This is a genomic window from Methylocystis sp. IM3, assembly GCF_038070105.1.
GTDB lineage: Bacteria > Pseudomonadota > Alphaproteobacteria > Rhizobiales > Beijerinckiaceae > Methylocystis.
The window spans coordinates 64,591-85,237 of the sequence record NZ_JBBPBZ010000005.1; the positions used below are offsets into that span (position 1 = coordinate 64,591).

At 58.2% G+C, this 20,647-nt stretch carries 20 protein-coding genes and 3 pseudogenes; 12 read left to right on the forward strand and 11 right to left on the reverse strand.

Annotation, left to right across the window (positions count from 1 at the left end; translation table 11 throughout):
• Window positions 1-4 precede the first annotated feature (4 nt).
• Window positions 5-988, forward strand: coding sequence for an HAD-IC family P-type ATPase (locus WOC76_RS22160; RefSeq protein ID WP_341103418.1), 984 nt, complete (start codon window positions 5-7; stop codon window positions 986-988).
• Here WOC76_RS22160 and WOC76_RS22165 read toward each other — a convergent pair.
• Together WOC76_RS22165 and dnaK are read right to left on the reverse strand one after the other, a co-directional pair.
• Entirely contained in the window at window positions 953-2,044 is a 1,092-nt protein-coding gene (locus WOC76_RS22165; RefSeq protein WP_341431597.1) for a DnaJ C-terminal domain-containing protein, read from the reverse strand. The genes WOC76_RS22160 and WOC76_RS22165 overlap by 36 nt on opposite strands.
• Window positions 2,045-2,061: 17 nt before the next feature.
• Window positions 2,062-3,651, reverse strand: a complete 1,590-nt coding sequence (gene dnaK, locus WOC76_RS22170; protein ID WP_341431598.1) for a molecular chaperone DnaK — start codon at window positions 3,649-3,651, stop codon at window positions 2,062-2,064.
• 163 nt (window positions 3,652-3,814) lie between these two features.
• Between dnaK and WOC76_RS22175 the strand changes: the two genes are divergently transcribed.
• The 3 genes from WOC76_RS22175 to WOC76_RS22185 all read left to right on the forward strand — a co-directional run bounded on the left by WOC76_RS22175 (window position 3,815) and on the right by WOC76_RS22185 (window position 5,645).
• Window positions 3,815-4,087 (forward strand): hypothetical protein, encoded by a 273-nt coding sequence (locus WOC76_RS22175; RefSeq protein ID WP_341103425.1) that lies wholly within the window; start codon window positions 3,815-3,817, stop codon window positions 4,085-4,087.
• A gap of 278 nt (window positions 4,088-4,365) precedes the next feature.
• Entirely contained in the window at window positions 4,366-4,599 is a 234-nt protein-coding gene (locus tag WOC76_RS22180; RefSeq protein ID WP_341103427.1) for a hypothetical protein, read from the forward strand.
• Window positions 4,600-5,126: 527 nt separating this feature from the next.
• Window positions 5,127-5,645, forward strand: a complete 519-nt coding sequence (locus WOC76_RS22185; RefSeq protein WP_341103430.1) for an Hsp20/alpha crystallin family protein — start codon at window positions 5,127-5,129, stop codon at window positions 5,643-5,645.
• Between the two features lie 399 nt (window positions 5,646-6,044).
• Here WOC76_RS22185 and WOC76_RS22190 read toward each other — a convergent pair whose 3' ends face one another.
• The 4 genes from WOC76_RS22190 to WOC76_RS22200 form a co-directional block, all read right to left on the reverse strand.
• On the reverse strand, window positions 6,045-6,779 hold the full coding sequence (locus tag WOC76_RS22190; RefSeq protein WP_341103433.1) for a phosphoribosyltransferase: 735 nt from the start codon (window positions 6,777-6,779) through the stop codon (window positions 6,045-6,047).
• Window positions 6,780-7,066: 287 nt separating this feature from the next.
• Complete coding sequence (locus tag WOC76_RS24445) at window positions 7,067-7,309, reverse strand: cold shock domain-containing protein (protein ID WP_445730586.1); 243 nt, start codon at window positions 7,307-7,309, stop codon at window positions 7,067-7,069.
• 44 nt (window positions 7,310-7,353) lie between these two features.
• Window positions 7,354-7,716, reverse strand: a complete 363-nt coding sequence (locus WOC76_RS22195) for a c-type cytochrome (protein WP_341390183.1) — start codon at window positions 7,714-7,716, stop codon at window positions 7,354-7,356.
• 286 nt (window positions 7,717-8,002) lie between these two features.
• A complete protein-coding gene (locus WOC76_RS22200; RefSeq protein WP_341103637.1) occupies window positions 8,003-8,347 on the reverse strand; it encodes a hypothetical protein in 345 nt (114 codons plus the stop codon).
• Here WOC76_RS22200 and WOC76_RS24450 point away from each other — a divergent pair.
• The 7 genes and pseudogenes from WOC76_RS24450 to WOC76_RS22235 form a co-directional block, all read left to right on the forward strand.
• A pseudogene (locus WOC76_RS24450) lies at window positions 8,322-8,522 on the forward strand (IS5/IS1182 family transposase); the annotation flags it as partial. The gene WOC76_RS22200 and the pseudogene WOC76_RS24450 overlap by 26 nt on opposite strands.
• Window positions 8,523-8,924: 402 nt before the next feature.
• The gene (locus WOC76_RS22210; protein ID WP_341103438.1) at window positions 8,925-9,344 is read left to right on the forward strand and encodes a DUF2267 domain-containing protein; all 420 of its coding nucleotides are present in this window, start codon (window positions 8,925-8,927) and stop codon (window positions 9,342-9,344) included.
• A 176-nt stretch (window positions 9,345-9,520) separates the two neighbouring features.
• A pseudogene (locus WOC76_RS22215) lies at window positions 9,521-10,770 on the forward strand (IS3 family transposase).
• Between the two features lie 926 nt (window positions 10,771-11,696).
• A pseudogene (locus tag WOC76_RS22220) lies at window positions 11,697-12,778 on the forward strand (IS630 family transposase).
• Window positions 12,779-13,399: 621 nt separating this feature from the next.
• Window positions 13,400-13,672: a hypothetical protein gene (locus WOC76_RS22225; protein ID WP_341103440.1), complete on the forward strand. Its 273-nt coding sequence runs from the start codon at window positions 13,400-13,402 to the stop codon at window positions 13,670-13,672.
• Between the two features lie 332 nt (window positions 13,673-14,004).
• The gene (locus WOC76_RS22230) at window positions 14,005-14,442 is read left to right on the forward strand and encodes a DUF2267 domain-containing protein (RefSeq protein ID WP_341103442.1); all 438 of its coding nucleotides are present in this window, start codon (window positions 14,005-14,007) and stop codon (window positions 14,440-14,442) included.
• A gap of 81 nt (window positions 14,443-14,523) precedes the next feature.
• Complete coding sequence (locus WOC76_RS22235; protein WP_341103445.1) at window positions 14,524-14,934, forward strand: DUF3775 domain-containing protein; 411 nt, start codon at window positions 14,524-14,526, stop codon at window positions 14,932-14,934.
• Between the two features lie 119 nt (window positions 14,935-15,053).
• Here the strand turns inward: WOC76_RS22235 and WOC76_RS22240 are convergent, their stop codons facing one another.
• The 3 genes from WOC76_RS22240 to WOC76_RS22250 form a co-directional block, all read right to left on the reverse strand.
• The gene (locus tag WOC76_RS22240; RefSeq protein WP_341103447.1) at window positions 15,054-15,350 is read right to left on the reverse strand and encodes a GYD domain-containing protein; all 297 of its coding nucleotides are present in this window, start codon (window positions 15,348-15,350) and stop codon (window positions 15,054-15,056) included.
• 288 nt (window positions 15,351-15,638) lie between these two features.
• Window positions 15,639-15,905 (reverse strand): hypothetical protein, encoded by a 267-nt coding sequence (locus WOC76_RS22245; RefSeq protein ID WP_341103448.1) that lies wholly within the window; start codon window positions 15,903-15,905, stop codon window positions 15,639-15,641.
• A 317-nt stretch (window positions 15,906-16,222) separates the two neighbouring features.
• Complete coding sequence (locus WOC76_RS22250) at window positions 16,223-17,542, reverse strand: CapA family protein (protein ID WP_341431599.1); 1,320 nt, start codon at window positions 17,540-17,542, stop codon at window positions 16,223-16,225.
• 176 nt (window positions 17,543-17,718) lie between these two features.
• Here WOC76_RS22250 and WOC76_RS22255 point away from each other — a divergent pair, with 176 nt between their 5' ends.
• Window positions 17,719-18,240 (forward strand): alpha/beta hydrolase, encoded by a 522-nt coding sequence (locus tag WOC76_RS22255; protein ID WP_341103616.1) that lies wholly within the window; start codon window positions 17,719-17,721, stop codon window positions 18,238-18,240.
• A 313-nt stretch (window positions 18,241-18,553) separates the two neighbouring features.
• Here the strand turns inward: WOC76_RS22255 and WOC76_RS22260 are convergent, their stop codons facing one another.
• On the reverse strand, window positions 18,554-19,258 hold the full coding sequence (locus WOC76_RS22260; RefSeq protein ID WP_341103451.1) for a hemerythrin domain-containing protein: 705 nt from the start codon (window positions 19,256-19,258) through the stop codon (window positions 18,554-18,556).
• Window positions 19,259-19,682: 424 nt separating this feature from the next.
• A complete protein-coding gene (locus WOC76_RS22265) occupies window positions 19,683-20,627 on the reverse strand; it encodes a helix-hairpin-helix domain-containing protein (RefSeq protein WP_341431600.1) in 945 nt (314 codons plus the stop codon).
• Window positions 20,628-20,647: the final 20 nt, after the last annotated feature.

The window sequence follows — 20,647 nt, forward strand, 5'->3', positions numbered from 1 at the left end:
CACCGTGTACTCGCTGACCTCGAGTCAGAAGGCGGTGTTTCTGGGAAGCGCAGCCGCGCTTTGCAGGTTGGCAATGTCATTATTCCCGGCTTCCGTGAGCACGGCGCTCGCCGTGCTCGGCGAGGACGTCGGCGTTGCGGGCGTCGTTTCCGTGCAACCAAGTGGCTATTGCAGCTTTCCGCTCGAGCTCGCGGAGTCGTTCGGCATAGAGGCGACTCTGCTCGAGGTCGAACGCAACGTCTTGCAGGTGACGGATATTTGTCCGCTTGACCCCGAGATCAACGAGGAGCAGGCCGCTGCGATGGTCGCCTCGCTTGGCGAGCATACCAGCCATCCTATCGCGTGGGCGGTTATGCGCCTCGCCCGGCAGCGGCGGCTTGCTCATGTCCCGCACGAGGAGGTGAGCTTCATAGTCGGACACGGAGTCGAAGCGCTGGTCAATGGGAGCAGCATTCGATTTGGCAGTCGACACTTTCTGGAGGATGACGAACAAATCTCATTTGCCAACGCTCGCGAGATGATCGAGGCATTCGCAGCGGAGGGCAAGTCGCTTCTCTACATGGCCGCCGACGGGCATCCCCTGGCGGTGTTCGCCCTGCGCGACCGGCTGCGATCGGAGACCCCATACACGCTTGTGGTGCTCCGGGAATTGGGGATCGAGCGCATCGTCATGGTGACAGGGGACCACCGCGTTTCGGCCCAGGCGCTCGCGAGTGAACTCGGAATCGACAATGTATTCTTCGAACAGCACCCAGAGGAAAAGGCGCGCGTCGTCGCCGCATTGAAACAGGACGGGCGTCGGGTCGCCTATATCGGCGATGGAGTCAACGATGGTCCAGCCTTGATAGAAGCCGACGTTGGCGTCTCGATGCCGCGAGCCGCCGACATTGCTCGAGCCACTGCCGACATAGTCCTTGTGAAAGACCGCCTGGCCTCAGTCGCCACCATGACGTTATTCCGCGCGACCCTTGTCCCCTTCTGCTCTTAGTTGTTCGAACAATTGTCGTTGGCGCTTTGACAGCCGCTCCGGCACATGCACCTGGAGTCGCACGTAAAGGTCGCCCGGAGCGCCGCCGCCAAATCGTGGCAGACCTTTCCCATGCAAGCGCAATATTGACTCCGGCTGGCTTCCGGCCGGAACCTTCAAGGATACTTTGCCATCTAGCGTCGGCACATCGATCTCCGTGCCTAGAACTGCGTCGACGACATTGATCGTCTCCACCCGATAGAGGTCACGACCGCGCCTTTCGAAGCGTGGGTCTTTGGCGGTGCCAACAATGACGAAGAGGTCTCCGGGTGGCAATCCGGGCTTGCCTGCCGGCTGACCATGACCTGGAATACGCAACGCAGTTCCTTCTTCAACCCCGACTGGGATGCGCACTGTGAGTGTCTCGTCTTGTGCGATTTTGCCGGTCCCCCCGCACCGCTCGCAACGCGCATCGATGATCGCGCCTTGACCCCCGCACTCCAGACAGGTCGTGATATGCTGCAAGGTATCGCCAGCCTTTTGCTGGCTGCGGACGATTTGTCCTAAGCCCCCGCACTTCGTGCAAATACGCGGTTTCGTGCCTGCCTTGGCCCCCGATCCTTTGCAGGATTCGCATGTAACCGGCCGCCCAATATGAACGATTTCTTCGCCACCTGATAGGACCATCTCCAGCGGCACCGCGATCGCGGCCTCTATATTTTCCCCGCGCCGCGGCGCTGCCCCGTGCCGAAAAAAGTGGTCGAATGGACTTGCTTCGCCAAAGTCGAAGCCGAGTCCGCCAAGAATGTCCTCGAAGTTGACGCCGCCGAAGAGGTCTTCAGGGGTGAAGCCCGCGACGCCTGCATACCCGTGGGCGTCATACTCGGCTCGCTTCTGGGGATCGCTCAATACCGCATACGCCGCGGCTATCTCCTTGAAACGATCGCCGGAGCCCGGATCCTTGTTGCGATCGGGGTGGTATTTCAGTGCAAGGTTTCGAAATGCATCCTTGATCGTCTTTTGCTCGGCGTCCCGGGAGACGCCAAGCACTTCATAATAGTCGCGCGGCTCGGCCAAGTCTCACAGATCTCCCTTCAGCGGCCTCCGCCGCCCCCTGACTCTTTGTACTCCGCTTCAACCACGCGCGCCCCGGGGCCGGAGCCCGCTGGTCTAGCGGCTCCGGTTGGCGCCCCAATATCTGGGCGGGGCTGTGCTCCTGGCTGCGGCGCCTGAGCATAGAGCGCCTGGCCGGACTCTTGGAGCACGACCTTTAAAGCGCTCGCTTTCTGCGCCGCCGCGTCGGCGTCACGCTTACTCAGCGCCTCACGAGTTTCGCTGAGGGCTGTCTCGATGCGTTGCCGCACATCATCCGAAAGTCTCGACCCGAAATCAGCGAGCGTCCGCTCAGCTTGATAACAATGGGCGTCGGCGTTATTGAGCTTTTCCGCCTCTTCACGCCGTTTTCTGTCCTGTTCCGCAAAATGCGCCGCCTGGCCAATCATGCGTTGCTTTTCATTCTCGGGGAGGCGGGTGGAGCCCGTAATGCGGATTGATTGTGATCTCCGGCTCGCCATGTCCTTTGCTGTAACGTGAAGGATTCCATCAGCGTCGATGTCTAACGTCACTTCGACTTTCGGAACGCCGCGTGGCGCGGGAGGCAAGCCGTCCAAGTTAAACTCACCCAGGCTCGTATTGTCCGGAGCCATTGGCCGTTCGCCTTGGACAACGTGAATAGTTACGCTGGTCTGTAGGTCAGCAGCGGTGGTGAAGATTTCGGCGCGCTTAATTGGTATTGGCGTGTTGCGGGCAATAAGCGGCGTCGCGACGCCCCCCAGAGTCTCAATGCCGAGCGTAAGCGGAGTCACGTCCACGAGGACAATCGAGCCAACCTCGCCGGCAAGGACTCCGGCCTGGATCGCGGCGCCTTGCGCCACACATTCCATTGGGTCGATCCCCGTTTCGCCTCGTCGCTCGACGAGCTCTTCGAAAAAGGCCCGGACCATCGGCATTCGGGTCGGTCCCCCGACAAACACCAGCCGATCAACCTGATTGGACTCAATTCCTGCGTCGTGAAATGCCTGTAGCACCGGTTCCCGACAGCGCTCGACGACAGGTCGGACAATGCGCTCGAGTTCGGCGCGCGTAAGATCATAATCGAAGTGTCGAGGTCCCGAAGGTCCGGCGGCGAGAAAAGGCAGCGAGATATGGCTTGTCGCATTCGTCGACAATTCGATTTTGGCGACTTCTCCCGCCTCCTTAATTCGCGCCGCCACCATCTTGTCGTTCCGCATATCGAGGCCGCTCTGGACGCGGAAACGGTCCGCGAGATATTCAAATATGAGATTGTCCATATCGGTGCCGCCAAGCCGAGTGTTGCCGCTCGTCGCTTTCACCTCGAACACGCCTTTGCCAAACTCCATGATCGTTACGTCAAGCGTACCGCCGCCAAAATCGATGACAGCAATCCGTAGTTCCTGTGCGAGCCGGTCGAGCCCGTAGGCTAGCGAGGCAGCGGTAGGCTCGTTGACAAGCCGCAAAACCTCCAGCCCGGCGATCCCGGCTGCGTCTTTAGTCGCATTACGTTGATTGTCATCGAAATAAGCTGGGACCGTCGCAACCGCCTGGTTGATTGGTTTGCCCAAAAAGGCTTCAGCGTCGCGCAGCTGGACAGGAATCGATCGCAATAGCGCCGCCAATAATCCGCATTGCGCCAATATTTGAAAGGAACCTGCCGACCCCTATGACACCCCAGAGATGAGCGGATACGTTCAGGATTTCCTCGAATCCGATTGGCCGTCACAAAAATCATTGCTTACCTGACCAAGAAGACGCGAATGGAGGAGTCCTATGGTTGACGCACCGAACGGACGCATTGAATTTGTGATGCCGGGAGATGAGCATTCGGCGATCCGGGTATGGATGGCTACGAACTCAAAGGCGATCAGGATCATAAAGCTTGGCCCCCTGCAGAGCTTCCTTGTCTTTGTGGGATTGCTCACGTTTCTCTGGCTTGGCGTTGTGTTTATGTCTGGAGTTCTTCTAATTTTCGTCCCCTTAGTCATTGCGATTGTGGCAGGCGCTTATCTCATCGGCCTTTTGGGTTTCCGCCGGCCACATTGAAAGGACGTGGGCGCGGCCTTCTGCGGTCGCGCCATGCCGCGGCATCATGGGTTTTTGATCTCAAGAGGCGTTATCCGAGGACCGGCGGAGCTCGTGCAACGCCCACGTCGCCCAAATGGCCGCGCCGCAGGCGGGCTACGTTTTGCCGGGCAAGACCGCGTACATCGCCTGGGCAGCACTCTGAAGAACGGCTTCGCCAACTTACGCGACGAACTGCTTGACGGCATTTTTACCCAAGGACCGTTATCGAGAGCGCTATTAAGATACCGAGCGTCCGGATGAATCTCTGGGTTACAAGCCTGATCGACAAGGGATTCTTCGAACAACACCCAGAGGAAAAGGCGCGCGTCGGCTCCGCACTGAGACAGGACGGGCGTGTCCCCTATGTGGGCGATGGTGTCAACGATGGTCCAGCCTTGATAGAAGCCGACGTTGGCGTTTCAATGCCGCGCGCCGCCGATATTGCTCGAGCCACTGTCGACATTGTCTTTGTCAAATACCGCCTTGCCTAGGTCGCCAACATGAGCGACATTCCAACTTCCGGCTCGGAGTCGGCGTCAACACGGCGATATTGACCGACGCCGCGCTCGGCTATGTCTCTCCGCTTATGGCGGCCGCACTGCATAACGGCGCGACCATTCTCGTGCTCGTTCGCGCGCTACTCGGCGGCCGATCCAAGATTTCACCGTGGGGGAGAAGCCGTCGTCCCGTCGCCAACAGGCGTCGATGACGACCGTGGCGTCTAGGCACAACCGTTGCGCGCGCTCATGACTGGCCCCGTCATTATCGCGTTCGCGCCCCGAGGACGCGCCCTGATGCCTTTGCGCTAAAAAGGGTTGAATTTATTCCATTAGCTTTGGAGAGAGCCTAGCTAGGGCGTTTCCAATTACCGAATAAGGCATGTCGACAACGACGATTTGACTGTGCAGCCATGCTTGAAATACCTCGCTCACTGAAGTGAAATTACGGGGTGGCGCTCCCTCGCCCGGCTTCGCTGGTGCCGAGGGCGCCTCGTTCGGCTAACCAAAGGAGTGCGGCCATGGCGGAGGCACAAACCAAACTGCCTGTGAAGAAGGGGGCCTCCGCGCCACCGTCCTACACCGGCTTGGATTGGCATCCCTTTGAGGCATTGCGGCGTCAGATCAATCGGCTCTTTGAAGAATTCCCTACCCCAACGAGCATTAGCCCCTTCGAACCCTTCGATCGCTTTCTCGGCGGGTTCCCGGCCACACCGGCCGTCGATTTTGTTGAAAAGGAAAAAGAGTATGAAATCACGGTGGAACTGCCCGGCCTGGACGATAAAGCCGTCGAGGTAAAGCTGTCGAACGGAACGCTGGCCATCAGCGGCGAAAAAAAGGAAGAGAAAGAAGAAACGAAGGAAGGCTACTACTTCTCTGAGCGGCGTTACGGCTCTTTCAAACGTGCCTTCCGTGTCCCCGAGGGTGTCGATTCAGACAAAATCGAGGCTTCGTTCGACAAAGGCGTGCTAACGCTCCGTCTTCCAAAGACGCCTGAGGCTCAAAAAACGCAAAAAACAATCCAAATCAAACCGAAGTAGGGCATGCTGCAAGTGAAAGGCCCTAGGCTATCCCTGGGGCCTGCTCAGCCTAAGTCGCGCAGTCAAGCCGCTCTCCGGCAGCGCGGCGAGCAACGGAATTCCCAAAAGGATATATTCAGGCATCGCCGCTTAGCCGCTCACCAGCCTAGCCACTTCGCGTATCGCTTCCTCCGCCGTGAAGTCGCCTGCTGACAAAGGCCAGCGCGACCATTTGACACTGTTCGTTTTCACCGAGGGCGTCCCAGCGCGATTTGTCGCCAGCCTCGTTCGACCCTCTTCCTCGCACTCGAGTTCTTGGGCCCCACAGACAGGGAGCATAACCTTTTCGGTCTTGGCATCCAGCTTTTCTATTACTTCTTTGGCTTGAACTGTGTGCATTGCTCGCCGCCCATTTGTCATCTACCGTGAGAAGGTTGGATTTGATGGGTCCGCGCCGGAATCCTTGTCCTTGCCAGAAGATTCGTCCGATTTCCTTTCAATTCCGGCAGAGCGATCGCCACCCAGTCGATCCAACGTAGACACGACTTCATCGTCGTCGATCTGGTGAAAGTCTTCATAATAGCAACCGATCGCGATGAAGGTGCGGTGGGACTCCAAACACACCATCTCGTCTGCCTCACTAGCCAAGGAGCGAAGCGTGTCTGTCGGCGCCACCGGCACAGCCAACACAAGCCTCTTTGGATTTAACGCCCTTACGGCGCGTAACGCCGCGCGCGTTGTCGCGCCAGTGGCTACCCCATCGTCGACCACAATCGCTATACGCCCGCCAACCTTGGGGCGAGGCCGTCCACTCAGATAAACGCGCCGACGTCGTTCAATCTCAGTAAGCTCGCGCTGGCAAACGGCGTTGAAGTCACCCTGCTTTACTCGGGCTTCAGCGATTACATCTTCGTTACGAACGATCAATGGGGTTCCAGCGTCCGCAATCGCGCCCATTGCGAGTTCTGAGTAAAACGGCACTCCTAATTTTCGGATCAAGATCAGATCAAGAGGCGCGGCTAGCACCGTAGCGATCGGGGCCGCGACAGGGACTCCGCCACGCGGCAGGGCGAGGACGACGACGTCCTCTCCCTTGTATCTCGCAAGCTTTCTAGCAAGCCGGCGGCCGGCTTCCGACCTATCGCGAAAGGACATCGCGGCTCCAGTTCTCGGCTGATCGCGTTTCTTCGCTTTTCGGCGGGACGCCAGGTGGCGTTACCGGCATCGACTATTCACACCCACCAACAGCTAATCTACGAGAAATGATCGAGGTCGACGCGAGAATGGCCTTTTGGCCGCCCGTCGCGCCGCTGGGGTTGTCGAAATCGCGGACCGTGGAGGACCGGCCAGTGCAGGTTGGCGCCACATCATCAACGCGGTGTCGAGAGAGCCCATTTTAACCATCCCCAGGGCGCTATTCCGGCGCCTGTTCGCTGACGGCCTTACACGGCTTGCCTGCGGCGCCCTTCCGCGCCTTCCTCTTTTACGAACTTGACCCGCACGCCCGGCTCCAAACTGTCGAACCCAGGCCACGAGACGCCGTCGCAGTGGAAATAAATTTCGTGACCTTCTTCCATTTCCAAAACTCCGTATCCATCCTCGCGCGCTAGCTTTCCGACGACTCCGATCGGCGATTCTTCGTGATGCTCTATTTTCCCGCGCTTGCGCCCAACCTGATCCTGCAACCTGCCGTCCCGCTAGGCTGAAGGCGTCATTGTACGTCGCGGGGTCATTCTTGCGTATTTCGCAAACTGGCTAGGTAAGCAGCGATTTGCCAGATTTGTTTTTCCGTCAGCGTCGGATGTGGCATGCCGCCGGGGTGCGCAATGTTACTGTGGGTGGTCAACAAAAAGACGCGTAGACTTTCATGTGTCGCTTTCGATCCGTTGGCTATCTCAGTGAATGAAGGTCCAGGCAGTGAAGAACTGTGCTCCCGATCCGCTCGCGATGGAATCGCGTGGCAAGCTGAGCAAGTTTTTTCCGCGATTTCTTTTCCCGCCTGCTCATCAAGCGCGTCAAAAGGGCCCGCAAGGGCTTCGCCGGCGAGAAAAGCCGTTATGCCGACGGCGCCGAACTGCGCATATTTATTCACCCTCGCCATAGTTCTCCTCGCTGGGTCGACGTGGGCCTGGTTGAATAGCCTCGGCAGCGAGCGGCAGACAAATCCGCCGCCGGGCCTGCAGCCCCAAAATGACGAGCCAGCTGGGACAATAGGCCTCCTGTTCGATCGGACAACAATTTCTATTCCGGGCTCGTTTGGCCTCGGACTCGGGAATTTCGGTCATTGGGGCTTCCGTCAGGAGCGGCACGCGTCCCCAAAGATAGCATTCTCCAAGGTGACGCGCACGACTTTCGCCGGATCGATTATCCCCCCTCGATCAGATCGACGTATTCGACGTATTCATTGCGTGCGGCTCAAAGCCTAAGCTTGCCTTTCCTTCAAGCACGCGAGCAACCACAACCCCTCCGACGGCGCTCGAGCTTTTAGCGATTTCCCGCGCTGGGGCCTTGAGCGCGCGTTGCAGAATGCGAAGGCCCCGTTTTTCATCCCCATCGCAATGAGCTTCCTGGACAGCGAGCGTTTCTATGCAGCGAAGCAGCGCACCCCCGGCGCGAACAACGCGCTCTACGGCTGCAGCCATGTTTGCGCTGATCGCATCGTCGAGCGTCTCCTTTTTCGACTTTAGTTTGGGGGACTTTCCGTTTCTTGAGAAGCGGTTCATCGGTGGCGGTTGCCAGGCACCGCCAATTCTGCGAGGCGCAGAAGTAAGCTCTGCGTGGCTTGGTTCCTGTCAGAGATTGGGAAAGGACTGGGAACACCCCAACATCCAGGCGCTGGCTTTCTTGCGCCTCGCATCAATTCGCCCGGTGCTCAGAAAGTTTAATACTCAAATGTGAAGATTCCGGACCGACTCTTAGAGTCGGTCCGGAGACTTCATCAGTGAATACAAAGGCTTCTGAGGGCAGGATAAACAGAGGCGAGGTGTATGAAAGCGAGCATCTTTCGATGGATATTCTCCCAATCCTTGGTCAATCGCCGCCAGATGCCCAGCTATGATCGGGTTCTCTCAGTCGCCTCTTGATCCGTAACCGACTCATTCGACTCAACTTTTCTTCGGACAGACACTTAGGCCCCGCGTCCCAGGGAGACAGATAGATCGGCAGCAGGGCTGATGTGACGTTGCGTGCAAACTGCCGCCACGTCGTCGCTTGGCCATGCGCGGCTGAGACCACCACGGATGCCGCGTTCAGTCGGGCAACCGCTATGCCAACCCGTCGAGATGGTTTATACTTTCCGCCATGACGGACATGGAAGAGTTCGATGTCGCCGCGCATGCGGCGGCAGAGTGGGTCAACGAGCTGCAGCGCCGCCTCGGATGGCTGCACCGCGATCGGGCCTATGCAGCTCTCGTCGCAGCCTTGCACGCGCTACGTGACAGCCTTCCTGCGCATGAGGCGGTTTTTCTTGGCGATCACCTGACCCCTCTCTTGCGCGGGCTATACTATGAAGGCTGGCGTATGAGCAAATACAGCGCTCTCAAGAGTCGCGAGTCTTTCCTCGAGCGAATACGCGAGGGCATCCATCGCGATCCCGGAATCGACGCCGAGCAAGTCGCTCGCGTCGTTCTTTCTCTTCTTGCCGAGCGATTGCCCGCGGCGGAGCTAGAAGACCTACGCGCTGTCACACCGAAAGCGTTACGCGCCCTATGGCCGGCTTGACCCGCTCGCACGAATTTCATCGCTTTCTCATAATAATCGAACGCGAGGCTCGAGTTTCGCCGGGCGGTCATTCCTCAAAAATCGGAGGCTCCATCCGTCTGCACCTGGCTCCTTCTGGGGTGCGGCACGGTTAGGTGAGACAGCCGGCTGCGGTAATTTGAACCGCAACCGGAGATATGAAAGTGACCAAAGAAGAGAAGGTTAGCGCCAGGGGCCGGCGATTTTCCGTTCAGCGCAAGATGGCGGTCGTTGCCCGCCTCCTACGCGGGGAGCCGTTGGAACTGGTGGCTCGCGAGACCAATGTCACGATCCAGAAGCTGACCGAATGGCGGGATCGGGCTTTGGCGGGGGCCACCTCGGCTCTGAAGGAGCGCGAGCGGGATGACCGCGACGATGAGATCGCCCGGCTGAAGGCCAAGGTGGGCGAGATCACCATGGATAACGAGCTTCTCTACGCCAAGATCGACGCCCTGGAAAACAAACGCCCTTTGGCCTGCCGGAGGCCGAGGAAATGAGCCGGGCTCGTTCTCTGTCTTTCGGTCGCATCTATGGATTGTCGCGCGTGACGCGGGTGTGGGGCTTGTCGCGGGCAACCGTGTATCGATCTCGCGCGGAGACGCCTGAAGACGCTCCCCGACGCCGGCCCGGTCCCATTGGGGCATGTTCGGATGCCGAACTGGCGGATCACATCCATCGCGAAATCGAGGCCTCTGAATTCCATGGTGAGGGCTACCGGAAGATATGGGCGCGGCTACGGGTCTCCGGAGTGCGCGCCAGTCCCCGGCGGGTGCGGCGCGTGATGCGCGAACATGGATTGCTTGCGCCGCATGGGGAAGTGTCGGCGTCGGCCAAGACGCATGACGGCACGATCGTCACCGATCGCGTCAACGAAATGTGGGGAACCCACATGACGCAAACGGTTACGACCGACGAAGGCAAGGCCTATGTGTTCGTCGCTGTCGAACACGCCAACTCGGAGGTCGTCGGCGTTCACGCCGCAAAATCAGCCAATCGGTTCGAGGGCCTGGAGCCGGTTCGGCAGGGTGTGAAACGCTGCTTCGGCGCGATCGCTCCAGAAATTGCCTGCGGATTGAGACTGCGTCACGATCACGGGTCCAATTACATGTCGGAAGATTTTCAGTCCGAGGTCAAATGCCTGGGAATTGAAGCCTCGCCCTCTTTCGTGCGCGAGCCCGAGGGCAATGGCGTCGCCGAGCGCTTCATCCGAACGCTGAAGGAGAACCTGCTGTGGGTCAGGTCGTTCCACACGATCGAGGAACTCAGGGTGGCCCTCGTGGAATTCGCCGAGCGTTATAACAAAACCTGCCTCGTCGCCCGACACCGCTACAAAACGCCGGATCAGGTAAGAGCCGAACAGCTTTCAGTTGCCAAGGCAAACATCGCAGAGCTACCCTTGGCCGCCTGAATAGGCGCAGCCGGTTGTCTCAAAACCGGGCCGCAGTACATCACCTGGCTCCTTCACCGGCCTCGTCCCGCCCTCGGGAGGATCCTGTTCCAAATACGTCAGTTCGGCTTCGACGAGGTTTCCGGCCTCGTTTCCACCCTGGGCATTCCGACCCTTTAGCCTTTTTTGGCGGAATCGGCCTCTTTCAACCTTGCGCCATATGAGACGACCTCGTCTTTCAAATTCAGTTGCGGCGCTTGCGCCGCGGGGAGCCGGCTTTCGACAGCACCCTGACAATCCGACCACTTCCCGGGATTGATCTGTAGCAGCGAGCTGTTTTTGCAGGCCTCCTTCCTTCGGCGCCTCGCGAAGCCCTTCCAAAATGGCTACCCCCTTTTGCTTGCACCGCTGAGGTCTATTTCAAAACTCGTCGAAGGCGTCGCTTCTGATTTGACCGCTTCCGTCCTAAATTATTAATCAGTTCATAAGTATCTCGACTTTTCCTTGCCCGAACGACCCGCGTGCGATTCTGAATTGTTGATGAAGGCAAACGATGCGCGGAAGCTCGATCACAATGCGCCTGAAGGCGACGCCTGCAAAACAACCCTGCGAAAATCCGTGGCTTCTACCAAAAACCGTCACTGCGACATGCTGCATGAATGTAGACCTACTTATGATCTGATTAATAGCGCTCTCCATCCGTCCAAACCGTCACCGGATCACTCTCGAGGAGTTGTCGCTTATCATTCCAAAATCAAGAGTAAGTCGGAGTGGTCGCTCGTAGCATTGTTCCACCGAAACAGGTTATGCTGTTCGAAACCTTACTTTTCCTGTGGCGCCAAAGTAGGCAAAGGCATGATTTGATTGATCGGCGCTGGCCCATTCGCCCCTATAGATCCGGCACGAAAATATCTTGTACTGTTCGGCTGTGATGCTATTTCTCGGGAATGGAAAAGGAAGACGCGCGCAAGCAATCCTCTGAGGCTCTGTTAGAACGTCGCAAACAGGTGATCCGACATCCTCCGAAAGGGCGAGGGAGTGATGCGGATTGTCGAGTTGACCGGGCTATCCTATCCGGCGGTCCGTTCGACGATCGATCGGTTCGAGGCAGGCGGCATGGCTGCATTGAAGCCGAAAACCCGCGGCAGGAAGCAAGGCGAAGGCCGCAAACTCACGCCAGAGCACCAGGCCGCGCTGCGCAAAATGATCTGCGACAAGCGTCCCGAGCAGTTGAAGATGGATTTCGCTTTGTGGACGCGCGCAGCGGTGATGGAGCTGATCGAGCGTGAGTTCGGTTTGAAGCTGTGCGTGCGCGCGGTCGGCAATTATCTCAAACGTTGGGGCTTCACGCCGCAAAAGCCGATCAAGCGCGCCTACGAGCAGCGTCCGGAGGCGATCAAGCGGTGGCTCAACGAAGAATATCCGACGATCGAACAGCGCGCCAAAGCCGAAGGCGCCGAGATACATTGGGGTGACGAGACGGCTCTCGTGAACACCGACGTTCGCGGTCGAAGTTATGCGCCCAAGGGCCAAACGCCGATCGCCTTTGCCCCGGGAACTCGTCAGAAACCTGTCAATGATCTCCACGGTGACGAACCAGGGCAACGCTAGGTGGATGATCATCGATGATACATTCAACGCCGAGAGGTTGATCGAATTTTTCGAGGCGTTGATCAAGGATGCGGACGCGAAAATGTTTCTGATACTCGACAATCTGCGCGTCCATCATTCGAAGATCGTCAAGGCGTGGCTCTCAGAGCGCACCGACGCGATCGAAGTGTTCTATCTCCCGAGCTACGCGCCCGAGCTGAATCCCGACGAACGACTCGATGCCGACCTCAAGCACGCCATCGGCGCCAAGGTCGCGGTGCGGACCAAGCCCAAACTCAGAAAAGCAGCCGAGGATCACATGAAAACGATCGAAGCTTCGCCCCATCGCGTCAAAGCCTATTTTCACGACCCTCGGGTGCGTTACGCCGCCTACAGATTTCACCGTGCCGGATCAATAAGAACCGAAAGCTGCACCTAGATGCGGCAAATTGCCGACGACGTCTTGTCGCGGCGGACGAGAAAAATCGCCGACAATCTGGCGAAAGAACTAAAGCGTCTCGCGGCGAGGGCGCGACCCCAGGTGGTTTACGCGGTCGACGACGCCCTGTCGACCGAGAGTAAAGAGGAGGAAATGTCGCGCGCCGCAGCATTGCGGTCCGAGCGGCTGCTGTCGCGCAGGCGCGACAGGCTCGCTAGGGAAACTCCTCTCATGACAAAGGACGTCAGAGCGCGCTTCGATTACGATCACCCAAAGGCGCGGGGCGCGCTGGCCGTGCGCGACGCTTTCGATCGCGCGAATGAATCATGTCCGCGAAGTCTAAAATTCCCAGGGGCCTCTGCCACGAAAGCCCGCTCATAACATTGGCATGCGCTGCGCTGGAATACACGCCCTTAAGAGATAAAACGCCATATGCGTTCCGTAATGCGCTGGAAAAATGGCCTGTCCTATGCCGGCAAGAGAAAGAAGCGTAAATTCTTGGCGCCCCTGCCTGGGTCATAATAAGAAAAGCCTGGGGCAAGCGACCCGCCATCTTGGATCCGCAGTCGGCGACAAGACTCATGGCCTGGTTCTGGCGTTGCACCCACCGGGAGAGTAAGCTTGAGCGTGGTTGGCGAGAAGATCCTCTTGTTCCGCGAGGCGTTCGCCTTCTTTTGCATTCAAGTGAAGGTGAATATACGTAGCGCCTTTGCTGTTAATGCATCCTATTTGTTGATGGTCCTCGTGCGCGCGGATCGAAAGCTCGCCCTGGCCGAAGTAGATCGGGACCCAGTTTCCTTCCGAGTCGATTTTTGCGTAAATGTAATTGCCAAGCTGCCCTTCTCTTATGGAAGGATGCCGGGGGTGGATATAATATCTGTATGTTTTCCCTGACGCCCCGCGCCAATTGCAGGTAAGGTGGCTCATGAAGTCCCGCCAATCTTAGGATATCTCGGAATAACTAACCCCAGTGAGGGATTTTTCCAGAACCTGGACGCTCATGACACGCGATGTCAGTCAGTTCGGTCTGGCGCAGCGCGATCCCGATTGCCCGTGAACCGGCCGGAAATCGCAAGTCGAGATCCTCGATGGGCCGTGAGGCGGTCCCCGCGAGAATTGTCCAGCCCATTATGCTACCCATATGACTTCGGGTCATAATCCGCGCGCCCCACCTTCGCCGCGTTTCGCGGCCGGCGCCTTGGCCCGCCGATGCATCGGAGAATCGAATGAGCGCCACCGGTTTAGCTGCTTTCGATGAGACGGTGCAGCTGTCGAATCTATGGCTCAACGAGTTGATGGAGGCGGTGGAATGGGACGACAAGCAAAGAGCTTATCGTCTTCTTCGCGCGACATTGCACGCATTGCGCGACCGCCTGTCGGCGCATGAGGCGGTGCAATTAGGCGCCCAGCTTCCGATGCTCATCCGAGGGCTTTACTATGACGGTTGGCGCATGCGAGACGTCATCCCTTCGGACCGGACGAAGAGCGCATTTCTTGATCGGATCGAAGCGGCGTTCGCGCGAGACCCGAACAGCGACACGGAAGGGCTGGTCAGGGAAGTCTTTCGGTTGCTGGCGCGAAGGATTTCAAAAGGCGAAATCGAGGACGTGCAACACATGTTGCCGCCGGAAGTGCGTGCGATGTGGCCGGCTGAACCAAGCTAAAAAACGAGCGTAGCCCCTTAGCTGCCATGCTTGCGACGGTATTGTCGTTGGGCAGCTGCGCTCTCTGCGAGAGAGACCGATATGATCAAACTCGAGGAACTCGAAGTCCGCCAAGCCCAATTTATCGCGATCCTGGCAAAGGCTGCTCGCCAGCAACGCGATGAATTGCTCGGCAATGTCGCCGAAGAGGATCTCGGCGGCGTGCGAGAGCACAACCCGACAGCCGCGCTCGGGCTCGAACCGCTTTCTCCAGACGCTCCGCAAATTTCGGCCCTGCGCGACGCAATCGCCAGCCTGTCCGCCGCGGCGCGTTGTGAGCTTTACGCCTTGATGCGGATCGGTCAGGGGCATTTCGGCGCCAAGGAGCTACGGCAAGGCGCCTCAGAGGCCTACAGGATCGGGGATGAAGCAGCCAGCAACGCAATGATCGAGGACGCTGACCTGCATGACCATATCACAAAAGCGCTCTACGAAGCAGACTTATCTGCGTGAGCGTATCGCGGCGCTTCTCTGCCGCGGATTGCGAAAGCTGAAGAAAAACGCAGAAGGCTGAACGGTTGGAAGGCGGCCGAACCGGCGACTCGGCAGGTTGCCCAGAAAAGCTGTCGTTGTCAAAGCTCTCTGACAATTCCCTTGAACCGGCTCCATTCGGTGGCCGTCCAAATTTCGGTCTGGGCATGACCGAAAGTGCGGATCAATGTCGACACCTTGGCCGCTGTCTCTACGTCTTTCGCCCGGAAAATATCCAAATAATCATAGGGCCCCAGAATCGCGTAGTTGCAGACCCACTCGACATCCGGGCATTCCCTGCGCACCCGCTCCATAGCCTTGCGCTCCAGTTCCTCGAGCGTCTGAGGCGACCGGATGGCGTCGGGGCTGAGGCGCGTCAACATGACAAAGGTCAGCATGACATGTTTTCCTCTCGTCTTCCCTTCTCACACGCGAGACGAAGGGCCAGGCAATTCCTCCCACTTCAACCCCAGATCGTCGACGATTTGCCGTAACACCCTCGGGTCAAGCGGCTTGTGAGTGCCGACGTCTGGAAGCAGGGCGTGACGATCGCCAAGACGCACCGTCACGTAGGCGTGACCCCCCTTATGGACGGTGTCGCTGCCGGCTTCGAAGGCGCATCCACGTTCGGCCAACCACCGACGAAACGTTTCGCTTTGCATGGGAAGTCCTCCCTTGGAAGATAGTTAGCGCGAGCGCGAGGCCTCTTCCTCTTCATCGGCGGTCAAAAGCGTGACGATTTGGCTGGCTACTCCCTTCAAGGGACGGCCGGCTCCAAACACGTCGCGGTCGCCTGAAAGCCATATTGAGGCCTCTTCCAAGTCAACGATCATTGGCTTGAGAGACAAGAGCGCCATTACGGCGCCATCGTCGAGATCTCCAAGAATGTGTAAGATGTCGTCGCGCCTCGCTAAACCTCTTTGCCCCTCGGCGCTGGGTGGCGACTGCGTCATCGGTCTCTCTCCAACTCTCGTCGAGGCCTGGCGCACCCCGGCTGGATCGCTTCAACCGCGTGCTCTCTGACGGTTCCATGTCATGAAGCGGATGTCTCCATGCTCGATCAAATTCGGGCCGACATAGATTATCAGCTTGCTTCCAGCCTCTTTATGAGGCGCGTGGCGAGGGCTGTTGAAAGCGAAGCCATTCCTTGGCGGCCGTTGAGTAAACTGTAGTTCGAGGAGCGGAAAATCAAGCTGGGATTGCCGCACGGCGGAAATAAGAGCGCCGGTGAGGAGTTCAGCACGGGTCGTCGCAACCCCAGGAACGCGCCTCAGGCTGTTTGGCGCCGCCACGAAAGCGCGAGCCTCCCTCCGGAGGTCGAAGAGACCCGCGCGCCCAGCTTGCGGCTTTCGTAGTCGAGCTTGCGTTGGAGCCAGGCGACATCCGTCGCGGATGGCGGGCATAGGCTGAATCGTCTGATTTGCAGGGGCGTCATCTCAAGCGCAAGAAGGAAGCCTGTCCCCGCCTCAACTTCGGCGAAATACATCAGCGCCAAATCGCCCCTATATTCCTCGTAGCCGGAAATTCCTTCGTAATCGTTGAGAAAGTCACCACATCCATAAAGGATGAGGCGATCGCGATAGACCTCGATTCCCTTTGGATGATGCGACGAATGGCAATGCAACACGGAAATCGGCGCGGCGTCAATCAATCGACGAGCAAACTTTCTATCGTCATTTGAAACCTCATAGCCCCAGTTCGGTCCACAGTGCACGGAAAGCACGACGACGTCGTCGGGTTCGACCGCGCGCGAAATTGCGTCAACAATCCGCGAGACGTTGTGCTCGGACAAACTCGGCAATAGCGCAATGCCGGCCGCATCGGATTTTGCCGCCCAGCTCATAGGCGCTCCGCTCGAGACGCAAGCGCAGGAAAAGATGAGGACGCGTCCTCTGTCGGGAATTTCGAAAACAGCGGGCGCCCAAGCCTCCGCCAGGCAATGGCCAGCCCCGGCCGGTTTTATTTTCACGCGTTCGAGGGTCTCGAGTGTGTCGAACAAACCCGCGCGGCCCCAATCCAGGACATGGTTATTGGCGAGCGCGCAGCAGTCCACGCCGGCACTAATCAGGCAGCCAGCATTTTCCGGGCTCATTCGGTAATTTATCCCCTTGGGAAAATAGCTTTCGTTTCGAGTGACGCTTGTTTCGAGGTTGATGATACGCAGGTCAGGTTTGGCGCGCTCGAATTCTTGGAGCGCAGTTCCCCAAATATAGGAAAACGGCGCGGATCTCGGGATGTCGCCGTGCACATCTTCGGCGAGTCCAACATATTCCTCCGCTGAGGCCATACATTCTTCGTAAATGCGAGGGTTGCACGGATAGGGCAAAATCTGGTCGATGCCGCGTCCAGTCATCACATCCCCGCAAAGGAACAGCTTGATCGAGGAGGGGCGCATGCATTTGAATCCTGAATGTCCTATAGGGCCTTGGAGGCGCGGCCTTTCATTGAAGATGTCAAGTCGGCATGTCTCGGCACAATTTCTATCCCTGCAGCCGATTCGCAAGCCGAGCGATTCAGCCGAAGCGCGGTGGAACGGGCTGCTCCAGAAATTGGAAAAAACTCTCAGAGCGTTGCGCGCGGCTGAAAGCAAAATGATAGGTCTCCGCCTACCTTCTTTCCTCTCCGAGATGAGTCGTGAACCAGTCGGTCGCCAATCCGACCACCGTCTCTAGGGCGCCGGATTCTTCGAAAAGATGCGTGGCTCCTGGTACGATCTCGAGGCGCGCCTCACATCGCAGCATACGTAGGGCGGCGCGATTGAGTTCGATGACCTCCGTCTCTTATCGCGGCTATGGCGGCTCTAGCGGTTCGCCAACAGAATTCGGTCTGATGCGCGATGACGAGGCCGCATATCGGGAGATCCGCGAGCGAGGGTATCCAAGCGATCGCATCGTTCTGATGGGAGAATCGCTTGGGACAGCCGTGGCTACAGCTGTGGCGAGCGTTCATGACGCAGCCGCCCTTGTTTTGGATTCGCCTTACTCGTCGGTCGCGGACGTCGCCGCGACCCATTATTGGATGTTTCCCGCACCGTGGCTGCTGCTCGATCGATACCGCGCTGATCTTGCGATTCGTCACGTTCATCTGCCGCTACTTGTCATCCACGGAGATGATGATTGGATAGTTCCGAGAAAATTATCGCAACGGCTGTTCAATCTCGCCAACGAACCCAAGACCTTCATCTCGGTATCCGGCGCCGGACACGTCGTGTTGGGGGCGCCCGGCGTTTTTCAGCGTGTTCGTGTGTGGATAGACGCATGGACCGGCGTGAAGCGCGACAATTCCTAGGCGCCGAAATGAAGGTCGGTTTATGTTATTTGCCTAATCGAAGGAGTATCGAGTGGCGTTACTCCTAAGTCGCGATGATTGCAGGAGGCCCGTACGGACACATTCTATCGCTTGATACAAGCGGGCAGGCTGAAGGCGCTCGGGTCAGGCCTGCTCGTTGGCCCCCGGATGACCGTAAAAGAGGCCTTCGACTTCGACGTCAAAGATCTGCCCGCTTGCGCAGGCGTAACCTTCTTGCTCCCAAGGCCAAGGACGTAACGGTTGTCCGAAGAGTGCGCCTCGGCGGAGGCGCTCGTCTGGGGTAAAGCCACTCTCAAAGCTTACCTTCCGGGATCGGCGACTCCTGCCGCCGGCTTCGTTCGTTTTTGTCCGCAGCAGCCTCTCGAAGAACCCAATGCCTCTGAGTTCGCAGTCGCTTTTTTAAGTCACGCCCCACTTGAGAGTTTTCTTCCTCCTCTTGTCTTGCTCGAACATCGGCCCAATCTGACGGCGTCAGAACCGAGAGCGCGACAGGAAGGAACTCTCGTTCCACGCCCTCAATCTGACGCCTCTCATGTTGAAGGAATTTGCACGCAGCCTCACAGAATGACTGGCGCGAAACCCGTTGCTCGTTGAGAATGTCGCGAAGATGGTCACTAAGAGCTTGGAGACTTGAAGCTGCGACGGCACGCTCCGCAAGAACATTTGCAATCGTTCTGTCGCACCATTCTTTCCGATTTTTAACTAAAGCGATCAAGAGATCCTCTCGCGGCCAGCAAAAATGATCGAGCAGAGATCGCAGGCAATCAGTCGTTTCATGAAGCAGCTCATAATCTGGTCGTTCTGCTCGCCCAAATCGAACACACTCTTCTTCAAGAACGCCTAGCAGCGCCTCGATTTCATGATGGTCGCGTCGAATTAACTGAATAACTGTCCGCATTTGGCAGCCTTGGTCGCTTGATAAGTGGGGAGCGACGCTCCAGGCTTCCAGCTCAGCGTGGCAAAGCCGGCGCTCCTTTGATCGCGTGCGCCAATCCATGTCTTGGCCTCTTGCCCTCTAAACTGATGCAGGTGCGCGCAAAATCACCCCCCTACGCGCAAATCGACGGCTTCTAGATGGCGACTTTCTTCGCCGAGTCTGAAGCCGTAGGGGGACGGCGGGCGCGGGATACGCTTGTAGGCTCGGCCGCCTATTCCCGGCCCATGGGAGGCGGATTCGGTGGGTAACGCGACAGGGCGCAGGAAAGGCCTACGGCTATAACAAAGCCACATGCGCGCAGTCTTTGCGGTTGCCGTCGCGCCGTGAGATACGACGACTTCGGGGACCCGCCATTGGTGGCCCCCGTCCGAGTATTAAGGTCTATGGCGCTCGTGTCCGAGCCAGCGCCTCCCGCGCTCCCTCCGGCCAAAGCTTCACTCGGCTGCGTTGCAATTGCGAAGATGGACTCCTCCCTGATCATCGCTCAGCGAGCTGGCGCCTTCGTCGTTTCGCGAAGCGTCAGGCATTCGGCCTCTCTGCCGCGCACAACACGACAATCGAGAAGAGGGCCTCGCGTTTCGGTTACGATTGTACGCTGACCTTCGCCGTGATCATCGTCATGGAAGTAAATGACAACCCAGTCCCATACGCGCCCCAATTCATGAGCGCGCGAAGTGTTGGAATGAAGCGCGGTAAAATGCCACGGCCCCCGGTTCGTCTGGAAGACGGGAAGCCAGGCTTTCGACTCAGGATTAAATCGTTTGGGAGCAATGCGAGGTAGGACGTCAAGGGCGGCCTTTTCGCGATACTCGCGATCGATGTCGAGGAGAGTTTCGACGCTCGGCTCTACCTGCGTCGCGCTACGACGGGGGCGCACGCGGTCCAATAGCTGACGCAGTCCGGAACGGATCATCGACGCCCGCCTCTTGCCGACGCCCTTGGGAGCCGGCGATTTCGGGTCGGCCAAGGCCGCCTCTAACTGCTCGAGCGTGGCGACCTTGAGTTCTTCATGCAATCGCTTCGCTAACTTTGGGCCAACGCCCGGAATCGCGCAGAAGACGTCTTCGGGCTCGGATGACCCGCGAAGTCGTTGAAGGTAGGGCCATTTGCCCATGGCAACCATTTGCGCGACAGCCCCCGCTATTCCCTTCCCGACGTGAGGAATGCGATCAAGAGCCTCGACTCCGCCTTGTTTCAAAAGCTCGTCCACGCTGTGATCGAGCGACGCGACGGCGTCGGACGCTCGCCGATAAGCTGCCGCCCGGAATGGATTGTCCTGTTGCGCCGCGAGGAGGTCGGCCGCCTCACGTAGCCGCGCCGCGACAAATTCATTGACCGGAAATGTCGATCCAATTCGGTCAATTGATCCCGCCACGGCTTTATCCCTCTCTCCCAGATAGACGGAATCAGCCGGAAGCGAGTTCGTCAACGGCTTAATGTCCCTTGAGC